The following is a 17,565-nucleotide window of genomic DNA, read 5'->3' on the forward strand; positions in this document are numbered from 1 at the left end:
ATAATTTCTATTTATGTATAAAACACTATTATTTTTTTCTGTAGTCATCTTATGTTCCATTAATTGTTTTTCACAAAACAAAAATCAAGCAAAATTTTGGGACCACTTATTATCCAATAATAGAGTAGAAGCTGGTAAGATTATTGATAAAAATAAAAGTTCAGATTTAGATTGGTTGTTATTGAATGAGATTTACAGAAATGAGTCTGGTAAAATAACACGTAATGACGATTTTTTAAACACATTTCTACAAAAAGAAGATTTTGAATATTATTTATTTGCGTTTTGGAATAGAACATTTCTTTTTGATGATTATTTAGAAGATGGTTTCAATAAAAACACTTTTGAAACTTTAGATGCTGTAATGTCTTTAGAACTAAATAGTATGGATCTAAAAGATGCTATTCTTTATTTAGATGCTATTAGAAATAGACATAATAATAACTGGGATGCTTATAATAATCTAAACTCCAAAATGAATGCTATAAAAGATTGGCAGTATTGCGGAAGTTTTGAAAACATGAATAAAAGTGGGTTAGATAAATTTTACGCACCCGAAACAACACCTACTAATAATACCGATTTTGACGCTAAAAGTAACGGGATTATTCAATGGTATAATGGAACAAATCCTATTGAGGCTTATCAGAATTTTTCAAATCATAATGAATATGGTTCCAACGTTAATTATGCACAAACTTTTATTAATTCTTCAATAGATCAAAGAGTTATTTTGCGTGTAGGTTGTGGTTCTGCATTTAAGCTTTTTTTAAATGATGTTGAAATTTATAAGTATGACAAAGATGTTTCTACAGATTTAAATGGTTACGAGGTATTGGTAAACCTGCCTAAAGGTAATAATAGATTATTATTTAAATCAGCTGAAAGCAATTCTAATCCCTATTTTATGATAGCGATTTTTGATGAAAATAAAAAACCATTAACGTCTATTTCCTCTTCAAACAAACCAACGAGTTATAATAAGTCAGCATTATTAGATTTGAATCCTGTTGAAATGAAAAATGATTTTGAGAGTTATTTTGAAGCAAAAATAAAATCTCAACCAGATAACTTTTTATACACCTATGCGCTTTATTATACATTTTTAAGAAATTCAAAATATAATGAAGCAAGAGATATATTAATGCCTCATTATGAAAAATATCCTAAGAGCTCATTGCTAAGAAGCGCATTAATGACAACTTATAATTTAGAAAAAGATTATACGTCATCAGATGAGTTAGATGAAAACATAGAGCGCGATGATCCTGAATATTACTTGCCTATAATAAATAAGGTAACAGAATACGATGAGCTTTCTAGACTTACCATGACTGAATTTGAAGATTACATAGAAAAACTAAAGAATGCTTTTGATTCAGAAATTATTAATGGTGCAGCCGATTTTCTCTACTACGCACGAAAAGAGGATTTATCTGGAATTAAAACCACACTGGAGCGATTAAATTCATTAGCGGAAAAAAACGAGAACACAAACTTTAAACTTAGATATGCTCCGTTATTTGATCAATTGTTTCAAGATCAAGATAGAACTATTGCAGCCTTAGAAAGTATTTCTAAAGAGAATTTTAGCTTAAGTGCAGAAAATAAGCTTATCAATTATTACGATAAGAAAAACGAGAAGGATAAAGTTTTAGATTTAATTGACAAGCATTATAAGGAAATGAGAATGGATAATTCTTATTTAAAGCGCATGGTTAATCGTTATGTAGAATATCAAATGTTTGATAAGGCATTGCCGTATACAGAAGAAATGCTTCAAAATTATCCCTACAGTTTTACAACAATGGAGCTAAGAGGCGATATTTTAAAACAACTTGGTAAATCAGATGAGGCTTTAGAATATTACGAGAAGGCACTTAAGCATAATAGTGGCGATTCTGGACTCAGAAAAAAGATTAATGATATATCAAAAAAATCTAACCTTATAAATGAATTGGTCTTAGAAGACGCTTATGATTATATTACAGAAAACAGAAATAAAATAACTACAAATAATTATGGGTTTAATATTTTATTAGATGAAAGTAATATAGAAGTGTTTGAAGAAGGCGGATTTAAATATAGGTATGTATATGTCTATGAAGTAACATCTAATAGTGGAATAGACACCTTTAAGGAATACAATTTGGGCCTTAGTGGTTCTTATAAATTTTTAAAGTCAGAGTTAGTTAAACCAGATGGTAATATTGTACCTGCAGACCGAAGAGGCTCTAATTTGGTATTTAATGATATAAGTATTGGTGATGTTGTCTATATAGATTATGAAGGATTGGCAACTACTACAGGACGCTTCTACAAAGACATTTCAGATAAAATACAATTTGATTCTTTTCATCCAATGGTTTTAACTTCAATAGATATTTTGATACCAAAAACCAGTCATCTCAATTATAAATATATTAATGGAGACTTAGAGCCTAAAATTTCTAATAAAAATGGATATAAGCTTTATCAGTGGGAATTAAAAGGTGCAAAAACTATGGATTTTGCCGAAGATTACATGCCAAATTCAGTAGATGAATTAGGCTATCTACATTATAATACAATTGATAGTTGGAACGAAATTGCAGAATGGTATTCAGATTTAGTAAGAACAAGAATAGAGGTTAACTCTAAAGTAGAAAGTGAATTTAAATTACTTTTTCCTAATGGTTTTAAAAACCTAAGTGAAAATGAGCGAGCTAAAATTATCTACGATTATATTACCTCTAACTTTAATTATAGCTATGTGAGTTTTAAGCAAAGCGGATTTATTCCTCAAAAGCCTTCCAAAACTATAAATACAAGCTTAGGCGATTGTAAAGATTTCTCAACTTTGTTCGTTACACTAGCTAAAATGGCAGAATTAGAATCCAATCTAGTATTGGTATTAACTTCAGATTATGGAAGAAACAATTTGGTTTTACCAAGTACAGATTTTAATCATTGTATAGTAAAAGTAATGATAGATGGTAAAGAGCAATTTTTAGAATTGACAAATAAGTATTTGCCATATAAATCGTTACCAACAAGTTTGAGAGGAGCTACAGCCTTAGAAATACCTTTTAGTACTGCCAAGAGTGATAAAACTTATGATTTAATCCACTTAGATAATGTTAATAGAATAAAATCAGCAATTAATAATAAGGTTACTATTAATTTATCTCAACAAAACATGAATTTGCAAATAGCTACTGAAGTTATAGGTCATAATACGCCTTATTATAATGAAGTGTTTAGTGAACCTAACCAAGATATTATTAAGAAATCCATTTCAGAAGATTTTGAATCTAAACTAAGTGATGATTTTACATTGAACACAGTTTCAGATTATAAAAAACAAAATGACACAGCTTCACTTACTTTTAAATCTGATTTAACTCTAAATAAAAAGTTGAGTAGTATAGGATCTATTAAAATTCTACAGTTGCCGATACTTACGCATCCATATGAGAATTCTATTATTCAATTAGAAGAACGAAATTATCCAATTGATTATATTCAATACGAAAGTGTGGATTCTTACTCAACTCAATATAATATAGAGATTGAAGAAGGTCAAACTTTTGTTGAAATTCCAGAAAGTAAAAACTTTAACTTTAAGAATCATAAGTATTCTATTACCTATGAAAACCCTAGGCCTAATCAACTGAATGTAACTATTGAAGCCGTTACACCATATGATAATGTCTCGCCTGAAGATTACCCAACCTATAAAATATATGTTAAGAATATTTTAGAAACCGAATTAGAATATATTGGGTTTAAATAAACAATCTTGGATTAGATATTACAAATTTAGTTTGAAAGAAAGGCCACTTATAAAGTGGTTTTTTTTTGCAATTCATTTTTTTTAAAATTTACTTGTTTGTATTCAAATACAATTGAGAACTAATCAAAAACATTAAGTTGCTGTATTAACTTCAGCGTATAAAGAATCTCTCAAAAATTACAGTTAAAGCAGGTGTAACACTTGTAAATACTACAATGTTACATATCTCATAGCATTTGTTACATGTCTTACAGTGATATAATAATGTGTTCTGTAATTTTACATCAGTATTAAATTCCCCCTTTATACTAACTATAAATTGTGCCATTTAAATAACACAATTAAGATGAAAAAGATTGTAGGTCGTTAAAAAAAACGCCTTCAATAAAAATCATCTATGGATGTTAATTCTTTGAATAATGCCATCTAATAATTATAAGCTGTGCTTAAAACATTAGACTATTTATTTCACAATATAGTAAAGTATAAATCACATTAAAAATTACCAATTTAAAAATGACAACCATGAAAAAATTAGCTATCGTTATCGGTTTTTGTTTATTAACAGTAATTTCTTATGCACAAGTTGGGATAGGAAATACAAATCCAGATGCATCATCTGCATTAGACATTACATCTACATATGGTGGTTTGTTAATACCAAGAGTAAGTTTAGTAAATGTTACAAATAATACAACACCAATTACAGCACCTGCAACAAGTTTATTGGTATGGAACACAAATGCATCAGTAATTGGAGGCAGTGGAGAAGGTTATTATTATTGGAACGGAACAACTTGGACACCATTTATAGGTAGTGCTAACACGCTAGACCAAGCTTATGATCAAGGAGGTCCAGGTGCAGGTAGAGTTATAAACGCAAATGCTGGTGACTTAGAAGTTAACTCAGGTAGAGTAGAGTTTACTTATACTGCTGATGCTAATGGAACTATAGGCTCTGGTGTTTTAGAAATAGGTAATTCATTACGTTTAGACGGTAATGAAATTATTACCAATAATGATACATTAATGTATTTGCAGAATGGTAATAACGGCGATTTAAGTGTAGATACTAGTACGCTGTTTGTAGATGCTAGTACTAATAGAATAGGAGTTAATACAACAATACCCAATGCAACTTTAGACCTTAGAGGATCGGCTATTTTTAATGAAACGGGAGGAAACAATGATTTTAGAATTGAATCAGATGCTAACCCTATGGCATTTGGAGTTGACGCTGGAGAAAATGTGATGTTTGCAGGCACAAATATTCTAAGTCTAACTAACAATGGAGCATCTGTTAATGGTATAAATTTAGAATATGTGGCATCATTTTATCGATCTGCCCACACCAATGGGACAGCAATACAAATAGGGTCTACTGAATATATTACAGATTTTGGAAATTTAATGATTGGGCCTTATGGCTCTTGGGTTTCTCCTATAGATAATACATATGATTTAGGTACATCAACATTTAGATGGGATGACGTTTATGCCACTTCAGGTGTTGTAAACACTAGTGATATTCGTTTAAAAAAGAATATCAAGAGTCTAAGTTATGGCTTAAATGAAATTATGAAACTCGAACCTATTAGTTATCAATGGAAAAATTCCAACAATCCTTCCGAAGTGAAACTTGGGTTTTCTGCACAACAGTTATTAAAAATTTTACCAGAAGTAGTGAAAACTCAGGATTTCGTATATCCAGATGAAAATGAACCTGGTGTTTTACAAAAAAATGAAAACTTAGGGGTTTATTATAGTGATATAATTCCAGTTCTTACCAAAGCAATTCAAGAGCAAAATCAACTAATTGAAGCGCAGAATAAAAAATTAGAAAAAATAGATCGTTTAGAAAATGAAATAAATGAATTGAAAACTCTACTTAAAAAAGCGAAATAGAAAATAATGACATGATAAGCTCAATAGTTTGAGACGTTCTCATATTTAAGAGAACACATAGAAAGTCGCTGTAGGGAGCGGCTTTCTTTTTTTATTTACATTGAGAAATAGAATCTAATTATAACTGTAAACTTAAACAAGTGCTTCAAGTATAATATTTAGAAGTAATAATTAGGAAGAGCTATTTATCTCTTAATATTCAGCATATTCTACAATCTCTAAACCATAACCAATCATACCTACACGTTTAGTTTGGAGACTATTTGATAGCAGTTTAAGTTTGCTAATTTTAAGGTCGTGTAGTATTTGTGCTCCAATTCCAAAATCTTTAGAATCCATAGCTAAACTTGGAGCTTTTATTAATTGACCGTCAATTTGATTTTCTTTTAATAATGAAAGACGGTTTAATAAATTCATAGATTGTGCTTGCTGATTGATAAAAATAATAGCGCCTTTTCCTTCCGTATTAATAACATTGAACATGTCATCTAATTTTTTATCAGCATTATTAGTTAAGGTTCCTAGGATATCATTATTCACTAATGTAGAATTGACACGTGTTAGGATGGCTTCATCAGATTTCCAGTTTCCTTTGGTTAGTGCAATATGCACCTGATTATTTGTAGTTTGCAGATAAGCTCTAAGTCTAAATTTACCAAAGCGCGTTTCAATATCAAAATCTTCTTTCTTCTCTATTAAAGAGTCGTATTCCATACGATAGGCTACTAAATCTTCTATAGAAACTATTTTAAGATCAAATTTCTCTGCAACCTTTAATAGTTGTGGTAAACGAGCCATCGTCCCATCTTCATTCATTATCTCAACGATAACACCTGCTGGTTCAAAACCAGCTAATCTTGCAAAATCTATAGCAGCCTCAGTATGTCCTGTTCTTCTCAAAACTCCACCTTCTTTTGCTACCAAAGGAAAAATATGTCCTGGTCTTGCCAGCTCAAAAGGTTTAGTGTCTTTTTGTACTAAAGCTTGTATAGTTTTTGCTCTATCACTAGCAGAAATACCTGTACTAACACCATTCCCTCTTAAATCAACGGACACTGTAAAAGCGGTTTCCATTGGGTCAGTGTTATTTCTTACCATCATGTTCAGTTCTAATTCTTCACATTTATGCTCTGTAAGTGGTGCACAGATTAAACCACGACCATGAGTTGCCATGAAATTAATCATCTCTGGTGTTACTTTTTCTGCTGCAGCCAAAAAATCCCCTTCGTTTTCACGGTTTTCATCGTCAACAACAATGATCACTTTACCTTGCCTAATATCCTCAATAGCTTCTTCTATTGTATTAAGTTTTGTTTTAGTATTCACTGAATTAGATATCATAGTCATTGAGTTTATAAAAAGCAAAGGTAAGGTTATTTTATATTTTGAAGACAACTCGTGTAAAAGTCTTGCGAAACCTTGTTCCTTAATACGAGATATTTTAAAGGGTAAATAGGTAAAGTAATAATATGAATAAATGGATTTATTCGTTTGCCTTCTAAATCAAGTGTTTTATAAAATTTTGAATATATATAGGCATCTACAACTACATATATTGCAAAAAACAAACCTGCAATTATACTTAACGTTTTAGCGGTTTCAGCAAGATCTGGAAGTTTGTTATTTTTAAAAACGAAAAATAAAACTAATAGAATAATACCTAAGAAAAAACTAATAATACTAGTTTTAGAATAGTCTTTATAGTCTGTCAATAAAACCCGTGCATCAATAAGTTTGTTTGGAATTTCTAAGCCTTCGGATTTTAAACCTTCTAACAAAATATTTCTATCTAATATACTGTGAAGCGCAATTTCTTTAGGTTTTTTATCTAAATCGAATTCATTCTGATTTTTAATGATACCAATTAACTCATTTAATGAATACTTTTTATAAAAATTATAAGTTTTTGTATCTGTTTCAGAAAGTTGAACTTTGTTTTTTGAAGAAAACAAATTTTTTAATGGAACAGTAATGGCATCAAACTGAAAAACCCCCTTGTCATTGGTAGCTCTTGTTGTTAAATAGATACTTAATGGGAGCATAACAGCTGTAGATAACCAAGCGCCAATTATTGGACTAAAACTTCCTTTTTCTGCACTGTTTTTTGCAAAAATCCCAAAGAAATGGTAGGTTAAGAAAAGTACGATGGCCACAACCATTGGTAATCCTATACCTCCTTTTCTTATTAAAGCTCCAAGTGGTGCACCAACAAAAAATAAGATAACACATGCAAAAGCTAACACAAACTTGTCATGCATAACGATAATATGCTTGTTTAATCTTATCTGCTTATTTTGAAATGATTTTTTATTTGATTCTATAATCTGCTTTGTGCTATTAGCCGAGTTTTTTGCCAGATTTAATATTTGAACCTTTTGGTTTGTATTAAAAAGGTCTAAAATATTTTTTCCTGTATACAAGGTATCAACTTTAACGGTATCAATATTCATATTTAAAGAAGAGTAGGTGCTTCTATTGTATAAGGTATTTGACAAGGCAGAATAATCATTTTGTCTTTGTGTTTTTAAACTATCAATGGTATAGTTTAATTGAGAAACATCTAACATGTTATACCTGTCACTTTGGCTTTTCTCATCAAGGTCATCAGGATTTAAATTTTCTAAATCAACATTAAAAATATAATTGTCAAAATAACTTTTTACGTGTGGCTGATCTGTTGTATTAGAGCGATTATTATTTAATACTTCTTCGTAATAATTTCCGTTAATTAATTCGAGCTGTAAAATATTGGAGTCAGGACTACTTTTTAATTCGCCTTTTTCGGCGATAATAACGATAAAATTGCCAGACTTACGCTTATTACTTTTTTTATGAATAAGTACGCCATCTAAAAACTGACCTCTATCGCCAGATTTCTTATCTACTTTAATATTTATATTTCCTATTTCGTTGAATTGACCTTCTGCAATTGCCAAAGCGGGTTTAACTTTAGCAATATTTTTTCTTAAATTATAGAAATTGTATTCGCCCCAAGGAATCACATTATTCGCGAAAAAGAAAGAGGCTATACCTAAGCCTACAATAAAGACACTTAAGCTACGCATAGCACGTTGCAGTGAAATTCCTGTGGATTTCATAGCAGCAAATTCATAGTTTTCTGCAAAATTTCCAAAAACCATTATTGAAGACAATAATACAGTTAGCGGAACTACCAAAGGAATTAGTTTTGGCATGTAATACAGAATGAATTTTACAGTCACAATAACATCTAAATCCTTACCAGCTAGCTCAGCAATATATAGCCAAACTCCTTGCAAAATAAAGATAAACATGAATATAATAAAGACGCTTAAAAACGTCCTTAAGAATGTGATAAGTATGTACCTATCGAGTATTTTCACACAGTTATAATTTTGCCTTAATCTAATTTGTTGATGTAGTAATCTTTGTATTTACTTTCGTCAAATGTAAATAAGGTTTTTGAAATAGGTTGGTCGGTTTTAAAAGAATTAACAGTTAATGTTGTTTTAGTACCGTTTTTACCAACTTCAATTAAGTTATAAATGTGTTTTGTAGTCGCATCAATACCTAATAATACATGTTTGATTTCAGAATTTGTATCGATAGGACTTAGTTTTACATATTGAATTTTTCTACCTTTTACCGTCTGAACAATATCCATTTTAAAGATATAACCATCTTCATAAAATGATAACATTTTACTTGGTGTAATTGTACTTTCATCTTCTGTATTATCTGAGGATATTGTTACTTCTTCGTCTTCAGGACTAATAGTATACATCGTTTTTCCATCGTAAATACGCGTAATTCCTAATATATTTAATTTAAACTTTTCGCCTTCCATTACAACATCTCCACGCGTTTCTTGGCTAATGCTTTCACTTACATTATTTAATTCGTATTTAAAATCTAAGCTTATGTTTTTATAAGCTTTTATCTTAGTGCTAACTTCGTTGAGTAATGCTTCTGCTTTGGCATCACTTTGTGCAAATCCTATAAATCCTAATGCTAAAAATGCAATTACAAATAATTTTTTACTCATAGCGCTTATTTTATTTTTATTGTTGTCGTGAATCTTTGATTTCATTTATTTTATAATATTTAATCTTATTGATTTTTTTCGTTTTCTAATAATTGATCTAAAGCTAATAAATCTGGCACTAATACTTGCCTTGCTTTACTGCCTTCAAAATTACCTACAATTCCAGCGGCTTCTAATTGATCTATAATTCTACCGGCTCTATTGTATCCTAATTTTAGTTTTCGCTGTAATAAAGATGCAGAACCTTGCTGTGCTGTCACTATCAATTCTGCCGCATCTCTAAACAATTTGTCTCTGTCTGATATATCTATATCAAGATTTGTGCCACCTTCTTCACCAACATATTCTGGTAATAAATGTGCATCAGGATATGCTTTTTGACCGCCAATAAATTCTGTTATTTTTTCAACTTCTGGCGTATCTACAAAAGCACATTGTATACGTATAAGTTCATTGCCCTGTGTATACAACATGTCTCCCCGACCAATTAATTGATCTGCGCCAGAGCCATCTAAAATGGTACGTGAATCTATTTTACTTGTTACCCTAAAAGCAATACGTGCTGGGAAATTGGCTTTTATAATACCAGTAATTACATTAACAGATGGTCGTTGTGTTGCAACAATTAAATGTATACCAATAGCTCTTGCTAGTTGCGCCAAACGAGCGATAGGTGTTTCTACTTCTTTACCAGCTGTCATAATTAAATCCGCAAACTCATCTACAACTAATACAATGTATGGTAAAAATGCATGACCATCATTTGGATTTAATTTTCTAGCTTTAAATTTGGCATTATACTCAGCAATATTTCTACAAAATGCATTTTTAAGCATTTCGTAACGGTTATCCATTTCAATACATAATGAATTCAATGTATTAATAACCTTTGTATTATCAGTAATAATAGCATCTTCACTATCTGGTAGTTTAGCTAAATAGTGACGTTCAATTTTATTAAACAGCGTTAATTCCACCTTTTTGGGATCAACCAATACAAACTTTACTTCCGCAGGATGCTTTTTATAAAGTAATGACGTTAGTACAGCGTTTAAACCTACAGATTTACCTTGTCCTGTAGCACCAGCCATTAGCATGTGTGGCATTTTTGCTAAGTCTACAACAAAGGTTTCGTTACTAATGGTTTTACCAAATGCAATTGGAAGTTCCATTGTAGATTTTTGAAATTTCTGTGATGCTATTACAGAACGCATTGAAACAATAGTCGCATTTTTATTTGGTACTTCAATACCAATAGTTCCTTTACCAGGAATAGGAGCAATGATTCTAATACCCAATGCAGCAAGAGAAAGAGCGATATCGTCTTCTAAATTTTTAATTTTTGAAATTCTGATACCAGCTTCTGGTACTATTTCATAAAGTGTAACTGTTGGTCCAATAGTCGCTTTAATACTACTAATACCAATTTTATAATTGTTTAGGGTTTCTACAATTCTATTTTTATTCTCTTCAAGTTCTTCTTGATCTATAGAAATCCCTTCGTTATCATATTTTTTTAATAAATCTAAAGTCGGAAATTGATACTTACTCAACTCTAAAGTAGGATCAAACTGCCCAAAGTCTTCAACTAATTTATCTGCTAAATTATCATCTTCAGATTTTTCTTCTTCTACGGTTTCAACTTCAACTTTTAATTCTGGCACTTCAACGGATTCTTCAACAGGTTTGGCCGTTACTTCCATTTTAAGCTCTTCAGTCTTGACTTCAGTTTTTGGCTCTGCCTTTACAGTTGGCTTAGAATGGTTGCTTATAGTTGGCTTTGGATCTTCTAAAGGAATCTCAAACGCAGATTTAATTGCTTCAGCTTCTTCCGTTAGGTTATTATCAAAAATTACAGTTGGTTTTTTATCATTTTCTTCAGATTGTAGATCATCTTTAATAGCTGATTTGGCACTTTTAAAAGTGTTTATAATACTCTCACCTGTAACTTTAAATCTAATGGCTAAATAAGTGATGAAACCAAATAATAATAGAAGGATGGTGCCGATTTTACCGATATAATCTTGAAAAAATTGATTCATTTCAAAACCTATGGTGCCACCAAGTAAATCATATTTGTGTGAAAAGAAGCCTAATAATATAGATAGCCATATTATTATTAGTGTTCCCCAAATCCAATGTTTTCGGAGTTTTGTTTTGTTTAAATTAAGAGTGACATAAACTCCAGAAAGAAATATTAAACCAGAAAATATAAAGGATGGTATACCAAACCCTTTTGTAATAAAAAATTCACTTACCCAAGCGCCTAATTGACTTGCCCAATTTTTGTACTCTGTTGACCGCTCAGGAAAACTATGTAAAACACTTTGATCTTCTTTACCGGTAAACACAAACGATAAAAAAGATATAAAAAGTAGAAGTCCTAAAATTATAAGTAAACTACCAAAAACTAGTTTATGCTGACTGCTTAGCTTAAAGGAAGGCTTTTTTATAGACGCCTTTGCTTTGCTTGTCGTTTTTGCTTTTGAAGTTGTTTTCTTTTTTGTTGTTTTTTTTGCCATTCTTAGCCGAATTCATTTCGGTATATATTTTCTATTTATCAGAAATATTTATTTGTACGCTTTTGCTTTTTTAGAAATACCATTTACATAGTCTTCTATAATATTTAGTTCATTAGCTAATAGTGCTCCATCAAATCCGTTTACATCTTTTGCGGTAATATTAAAATTATAAAAATTTAAATACTCACCTGCTAAAGGTAAATAAGACCAATGCCATTTTTCGAGATTATAACCGGTTCTACCGTTTATTTTCTCGGTATATACTTGGTAAAAGCCAAAATCATTTGCATTTGCATTGAGCCAATCGTAAATGACTTTTCCTTTTCCGCTGCTAAAATACGAATTACTTAAACTATTTAAGTCTAAATCTGTTCCCCAATGATGACGAGACGAGGTTGGCATAGAACTATATTCTAATATTTTCGTTGCACGTTCTGTAGGTTTAAGACTATTATACTTTTGCCATTTACGTTCCCAAATGGCCTTCTGCTCATTAAAATTTCGGGTGCCTGAAATTATTTTTAATGAAACACCATCTTTAACTGCAGCATCGTACATTTTTATAAAAGCATTATATACTTCTATATCTAAGTACAATACTTTAGCGGAATGCATGGATTTTACTTTAGTAAATCTCAAATCTTCTCGATAATTAAATTTACCTAAAACGAATTCTTTTGCTGTAAGATAATCGTTAGCATTTTTAATTTCAAGTTGACCTAAACGACCATTAATTTTAAGAACATGATGAACTGATTTCATTTGCTTTTCACAACTAAAAACAAATAATGAAAGCAGAAAAATTAGTAACGATTGCTTCATTTTATTATTTAAAAAGGATTGCAAAATCAGAATTTAACAAAAATACAAATTAGTAACGTTTATTCTTCTCGTTTTGGTATAGAATGAAGAGATAAGTTAGTTTTTATCGTATTCGTTTATAACGTTCTTTTGATTTAGGATCTATGATAAACTCGGTTAGTTTAATCTTAGGGTTTTTAAGTTTTGAAATGAGAAGTTGAAAGTCATGATCTATGGTTCTTGTAGTGCTTTTGAAATTATGTGGAGAACAAATAAATAAAGGCTGTTTGGATACTTCCAGTCCTTCAAAGTTTGAATTAAAAATCCATAATGTATGAATCTTAGGATGATTTTTATTTCCTATTAAATTTTCAGAATATAAAATATACTTTCCTAATGCTTTAAATGTTTTATTCTTTGTGAAAATTAAAACCCAATCGGTATTTTCTTCGCCTATGAGAGAATTAAATTGTTGTGACGAAATTATTTTCCAATAATAAGTTTCACTATCACTAATAAATTTGTTTGCTGGTTCAACTTCATTTTTGACAATCCATTGCCAAACTTGTTTCATTGGTTCAGGGTTTCCTCTTTTATTTAGGTATAGTACTCTGTCTATTAAATTGAATGACATTTAATAAATTTATACAAACTTTGGGAGATAAATAATGCCAGCTAAAATAACTGCAATAATTGCAGCGATAAAAACGGCACCTGCAGCTACATCTTTTATTAAGCCTATTTTCTTATGGTATTCTGGGTGAATAAAATCTGCAATATATTCAATAGCAGTGTTCATACCTTCCATACTCATTACAATACCAATCATTATAACTTGAGCCATCCATTCGCTTTTAGAAATATCAAAAAAGAAGCCAGCAAAGGTCATTACAATTGCTATAAATAATTGCACCTTAATGCTGGCTTCCGTTCTAATAAGAATTAGCATGCCTTTAAAAGCAAAACCAACGCTTTTTATTCTATTTACTAAAAAGGATTCCTTTTTTTGCATTCCCTTATTAGCTTAAACTTTCTAATGCAGTTTCGTAATTTGGTTCATCTACAATTTCTTCTACTTGTTCAGTATGAAGTACTGTTCCGTCTTTATCAAGTACCACGATACATCTAGAATGTAATGTTTCAAGAGGACCTGTTTTAAACGTTAAACCGTAATCGTCTCCAAAACTACCTGTTTTAAAGTCAGATAAACTCTCTACATTTTCTAATCCTTCTGCGCCACAAAAACGAGCGAGTGCAAATGGTAAATCTTTAGAGATACATAACACTTTTGTGTTTTCAAGTTGGCTTGCTTTTTCATTAAATGTTCTTACAGATTGTGCACATGTGCCAGTATCAATGCTAGGAAAAATATTTAAGACTAAACGACTACCTTCATAATCATTTAAAGTTTTAGTGGATAGGTCTGTCGCCGTAAGTTTAAAATCTGGAGATTTACTACCAGTTGTTGGTAAACTACCTATTGTTTCTATAGGATTTCCTTTTAACGTTATTTTAGCCATAATTTTTAGTTTTATTGAATGTTAAAAATAAGAACTTTTACAAGCAATTCTATTAAATTTTATATAATATTTAGAGAATAAAAATGCATTAATGTGTAATGTTAAGTTGTTGTCATTCAGATTTTTAATTATTTATGTACAGCGCAGTGAAAACCTTTAATCGAAGTTATTTGTCGTTTGAATAATTTATTGAGTCCAATTAGGCAAATATTTTACCTTCGACGGCTTTAAGCTATCAATCTAATTCATATTCTTATAACTATCAGTGAATGGTGTAAGAATATAAACTCAATTTTTATGAAATTTCAAGTTCGAAATACTAAAGTTCTTCGCAATTTATTTATTGGAATTATCTTATTGATTCTAGGTAATTTATTCGCTATTTACCTGTTGTTTAATACAGCTGGTATGGAAAGTAAAGTAACAAGATTGCTGGTAAAACTCTTTAGTGTAAATCTAGAAGCTAATTTACCAACATATTTTTCTGCATTAGTGCTATTGGGTGATGCTATTTTATTGGCGTTTATAGCTTATGGTTGCAAAGCTCTTGGAGAAAAGTTTTGGCATTGGCTAGGTTTGTCAGCAATATTTGTATTCATTTCTTTAGATGAAATGATTCAGATTCATGAACAATTTAGAGCACCAATGGAAGCTCTTTTTAATACATCTGGTTTATTATATTTTGCATGGTTTATTCCTTATGTAGCTGTAGTTATTATTCTTGGTATCGCTTATTTTAAATTTATGATGCGCTTACCAAAAAGAATTTTAAAGCTATTTATTTTAGCAGGTGTGTTATTTGTTTCGGGTGCTGTTGGTATGGAAATGCTAGGAGGAATGCATGCTGAAGTGCATGGAGAGGAAACTATAACTTACGCATTGATGTTTACTTTTGAAGAATTCTTGGAAATGTCTGGAGCAGCTGTATTCTTTTATGCTTTAATCTCTTATGTTGAAATGAAGTTTAAATCTATTCAATTTAATTTTGGGTCAGAGCAAGTATAATTTGTTGAACAAATAACTTAATGTATTACATATAGAAAGCTTTTAAGCATAATTGTTTAAAGGCTTTTTTATGTCTATAAATATTTATAATTGGATTTTCGAATATTTATTATCACAAATAGTAAACGTACCTGCTAGAATTAATCTAAACCCTAAAGTAGGGTAGGGTTATTATTTTGTCACTATATAATAATTGAATTGTAAAGGCTAGAAATAGAAAAAACCTCACAAATATTACTTATGGTGTAATACTTATGAGGCTTAATATGTAGTAACACTCCTGTTTAAAAGAGATTTACGTCAATACTTTTATTTAATTTGAATAGATAAGCCTTCTAAAATAAGTTCAGCAGGTATAGCAAAACCTAAACCTTCTATTCCAAATCCAGATAATTTAGAGTTAACAACACCCAAAAGTTGACCATCACTATTAATTAATGGACCACCACTGTTTCCTCCATTAACACTAGCATCAGTTTGTATTAATTGTACTTCAGTGTTTGTTCTTTCTCCGGAAATAATTCCTTTACTTAATGTTTGTCCCAACTCAATAGATTTAGGTGTACCAACAGCAAATATATCATCTCCTACAGAATAGTTTTTAGTACTAGGAATATTAAAGTGTTTATCAAAAGTTGCATCAACTTTAATTAGAGCTAAATCTAATTGCTCGTTTTGGCGAACTAATTGGGCCTCCATTTCAGTACCATCTTTTAAGATAACCGTAATATCTTCTTTCGATTTTGCAACCACATGGAAGTTAGTAATTATGTAGCCGTTTTGGCTAATTTTTAATCCACTACCATGACCTTCGTTTACTTTTACAGTTACAGAAGATTCAATAGCATCACTTAAGCTAGATACTAATGTACCTTTTTCTAGTGATAATACATCTAATTTGTCTTCAACATCACTACCTTTTTTAAGTAATTTTTTCACTTTTGAATCAGCAATAAATTTTAAGAATGATGTAGAAATAGCATCTTTTACAGAAAGTAGAATCGTTTCTTTTCCATAATGATCATAAGAAAATTCTCCTGATAACGATTTGTATTTACGCTTATATAAAGATTGTCCATAAACATCTTGAAAATCCCACTCAATTTCTATTTCAGATTTTAAGAAACTCATGTAACTTCTTGCGGCTGTTTGGTATACGTGTTGTAAATCTAGCTTCTTTACTGTAGCACTTAAATAAGACGAATTGGTTTTACTCTTAAAAATAGTATTAGTAGTATCTGTATATTTATAGTTAACTAATATTTCATTTAAAGCATCTGTAAAGATTGAATTATCAAAATTTACTTCTTCTGAGTTAGAATCTATATCCTTAAACTTATTCTTCTTATTCTTTTTTAAAGAACGGTGTCTAATTTTTCTAATTTTTAAGTCATCTTCTCCAATATCAAAAGCTGTATTTGAAACAAATAAATATTTGTCATCTTCTTCTTTTTCGTTAATTGGAATCAGTTTTTCTCTTACTGAAATCTCTTTTTTATAATTAAAACTTTTAGAACTAACATCTAAAAATGGAGGATATAATAAGATCCCAAAAGGAACCCAAGACATAATGTATAAAGGCGATTTTTGGTTTTGATAATGAATAATATACTGATCTTTGTAACCTTCAGTTTCAATTCTAATTTGTTTTACGTCAGCATCTCTGTTCATTTTAGATTTTACAGCCCTTCCTGTTCCTTGGCTAGAACCATCCACGTAAACTTTAGATTTAGCATTTTTAGTTCTAACGGTAACATTCTTTTGAACTTTACCATTTAAGATGGAAGCACAATTGTTAAATAACAGAGGTGCTGCAATAAGTAAGATTAAGATCTTTTTCATATTTTAAGCGATTGATTAATTAGTACTGCAATATAAAAGAAGTGAGGGTTTATCGCAAGTAGGTCGCTACTAATATCTTAAATAATTCTTAAAGCCTACTTATTTTAAAGTACAGGTTATTTTAAAAATAGCACAAAAAAACCTCAAGTTGTTGAACCTGAGGCTTATATC

At 30.2% G+C, this 17,565-nt stretch carries 12 protein-coding genes; 3 read left to right on the forward strand and 9 right to left on the reverse strand.

Annotated features, from left to right (window positions below; genetic code table 11):
• Positions 1-13: 13 nt before the first annotated feature.
• On the forward strand, positions 14-3,775 hold the full coding sequence (locus Q0891_RS09555; RefSeq protein ID WP_299101071.1) for a transglutaminase domain-containing protein: 3,762 nt from the start codon (positions 14-16) through the stop codon (positions 3,773-3,775).
• A gap of 525 nt (positions 3,776-4,300) precedes the next feature.
• Positions 4,301-5,680 (forward strand): tail fiber domain-containing protein, encoded by a 1,380-nt coding sequence (locus tag Q0891_RS09560; RefSeq protein ID WP_299101072.1) that lies wholly within the window; start codon positions 4,301-4,303, stop codon positions 5,678-5,680.
• A gap of 192 nt (positions 5,681-5,872) precedes the next feature.
• Here Q0891_RS09560 and ribB read toward each other — a convergent pair whose 3' ends face one another.
• From ribB to tpx, 8 genes are all read right to left on the reverse strand, one after another.
• Complete coding sequence (gene ribB, locus Q0891_RS09565) at positions 5,873-7,021, reverse strand: 3,4-dihydroxy-2-butanone-4-phosphate synthase (protein ID WP_299101074.1); 1,149 nt, start codon at positions 7,019-7,021, stop codon at positions 5,873-5,875.
• Between the two features lie 32 nt (positions 7,022-7,053).
• Positions 7,054-9,042: an LptF/LptG family permease gene (locus tag Q0891_RS09570; protein WP_299101076.1), complete on the reverse strand. Its 1,989-nt coding sequence runs from the start codon at positions 9,040-9,042 to the stop codon at positions 7,054-7,056.
• A gap of 17 nt (positions 9,043-9,059) precedes the next feature.
• Positions 9,060-9,704 (reverse strand): outer membrane lipoprotein carrier protein LolA, encoded by a 645-nt coding sequence (locus Q0891_RS09575; protein WP_299101078.1) that lies wholly within the window; start codon positions 9,702-9,704, stop codon positions 9,060-9,062.
• A gap of 65 nt (positions 9,705-9,769) precedes the next feature.
• Positions 9,770-12,226, reverse strand: coding sequence for a DNA translocase FtsK (locus Q0891_RS09580; RefSeq protein ID WP_299101080.1), 2,457 nt, complete (start codon positions 12,224-12,226; stop codon positions 9,770-9,772).
• Positions 12,227-12,274: 48 nt separating this feature from the next.
• Positions 12,275-13,048 (reverse strand): M15 family metallopeptidase, encoded by a 774-nt coding sequence (locus tag Q0891_RS09585; RefSeq protein WP_299101082.1) that lies wholly within the window; start codon positions 13,046-13,048, stop codon positions 12,275-12,277.
• Positions 13,049-13,151: 103 nt separating this feature from the next.
• Positions 13,152-13,661 (reverse strand): hypothetical protein, encoded by a 510-nt coding sequence (locus Q0891_RS09590; RefSeq protein ID WP_299101084.1) that lies wholly within the window; start codon positions 13,659-13,661, stop codon positions 13,152-13,154.
• Between the two features lie 9 nt (positions 13,662-13,670).
• Entirely contained in the window at positions 13,671-14,039 is a 369-nt protein-coding gene (locus Q0891_RS09595; protein ID WP_299101086.1) for a diacylglycerol kinase family protein, read from the reverse strand.
• Between the two features lie 7 nt (positions 14,040-14,046).
• The gene (gene tpx, locus Q0891_RS09600; RefSeq protein WP_299101088.1) at positions 14,047-14,547 is read right to left on the reverse strand and encodes a thiol peroxidase; all 501 of its coding nucleotides are present in this window, start codon (positions 14,545-14,547) and stop codon (positions 14,047-14,049) included.
• Between the two features lie 297 nt (positions 14,548-14,844).
• Here tpx and Q0891_RS09605 point away from each other — a divergent pair, with 297 nt between their 5' ends.
• Positions 14,845-15,552, forward strand: a complete 708-nt coding sequence (locus Q0891_RS09605; RefSeq protein ID WP_299101090.1) for a hypothetical protein — start codon at positions 14,845-14,847, stop codon at positions 15,550-15,552.
• Positions 15,553-15,861: 309 nt separating this feature from the next.
• Here the strand turns inward: Q0891_RS09605 and Q0891_RS09610 are convergent, their stop codons facing one another.
• A complete protein-coding gene (locus tag Q0891_RS09610) occupies positions 15,862-17,394 on the reverse strand; it encodes a trypsin-like peptidase domain-containing protein (RefSeq protein WP_299101092.1) in 1,533 nt (510 codons plus the stop codon).
• Positions 17,395-17,565 lie beyond the last annotated feature (171 nt).

Origin of the sequence: uncultured Winogradskyella sp., assembly GCF_947498005.1 — a bacterium.
Taxonomy (GTDB): Bacteria; Bacteroidota; Bacteroidia; order Flavobacteriales; family Flavobacteriaceae; genus Winogradskyella.

Bases quoted from the DNA above. Each gene is read 5' to 3' on its own strand.
- Q0891_RS09580 (WP_299101080.1), bottom strand. From the start codon at position 12,226: ATGGCAAAAAAAACAACAAAAAAGAAAACAACTTCAAAAGCAAAAACG.
- Q0891_RS09595 (WP_299101086.1), bottom strand. From the start codon at position 14,039: ATGCAAAAAAAGGAATCCTTTTTAGTAAATAGAATAAAAAGCGTTGGT.
- ribB (WP_299101074.1), bottom strand. From the start codon at position 7,021: ATGATATCTAATTCAGTGAATACTAAAACAAAACTTAATACAATAGAA.
- Q0891_RS09605 (WP_299101090.1), top strand. From the start codon at position 14,845: ATGAAATTTCAAGTTCGAAATACTAAAGTTCTTCGCAATTTATTTATT.
- tpx (WP_299101088.1), bottom strand. From the start codon at position 14,547: ATGGCTAAAATAACGTTAAAAGGAAATCCTATAGAAACAATAGGTAGT.
- Q0891_RS09610 (WP_299101092.1), bottom strand. From the start codon at position 17,394: ATGAAAAAGATCTTAATCTTACTTATTGCAGCACCTCTGTTATTTAAC.
- Q0891_RS09560 (WP_299101072.1), top strand. From the start codon at position 4,301: ATGAAAAAATTAGCTATCGTTATCGGTTTTTGTTTATTAACAGTAATT.
- Q0891_RS09590 (WP_299101084.1), bottom strand. From the start codon at position 13,661: ATGTCATTCAATTTAATAGACAGAGTACTATACCTAAATAAAAGAGGA.
- Q0891_RS09585 (WP_299101082.1), bottom strand. From the start codon at position 13,048: ATGAAGCAATCGTTACTAATTTTTCTGCTTTCATTATTTGTTTTTAGT.
- Q0891_RS09575 (WP_299101078.1), bottom strand. From the start codon at position 9,704: ATGAGTAAAAAATTATTTGTAATTGCATTTTTAGCATTAGGATTTATA.
- Q0891_RS09555 (WP_299101071.1), top strand. From the start codon at position 14: ATGTATAAAACACTATTATTTTTTTCTGTAGTCATCTTATGTTCCATT.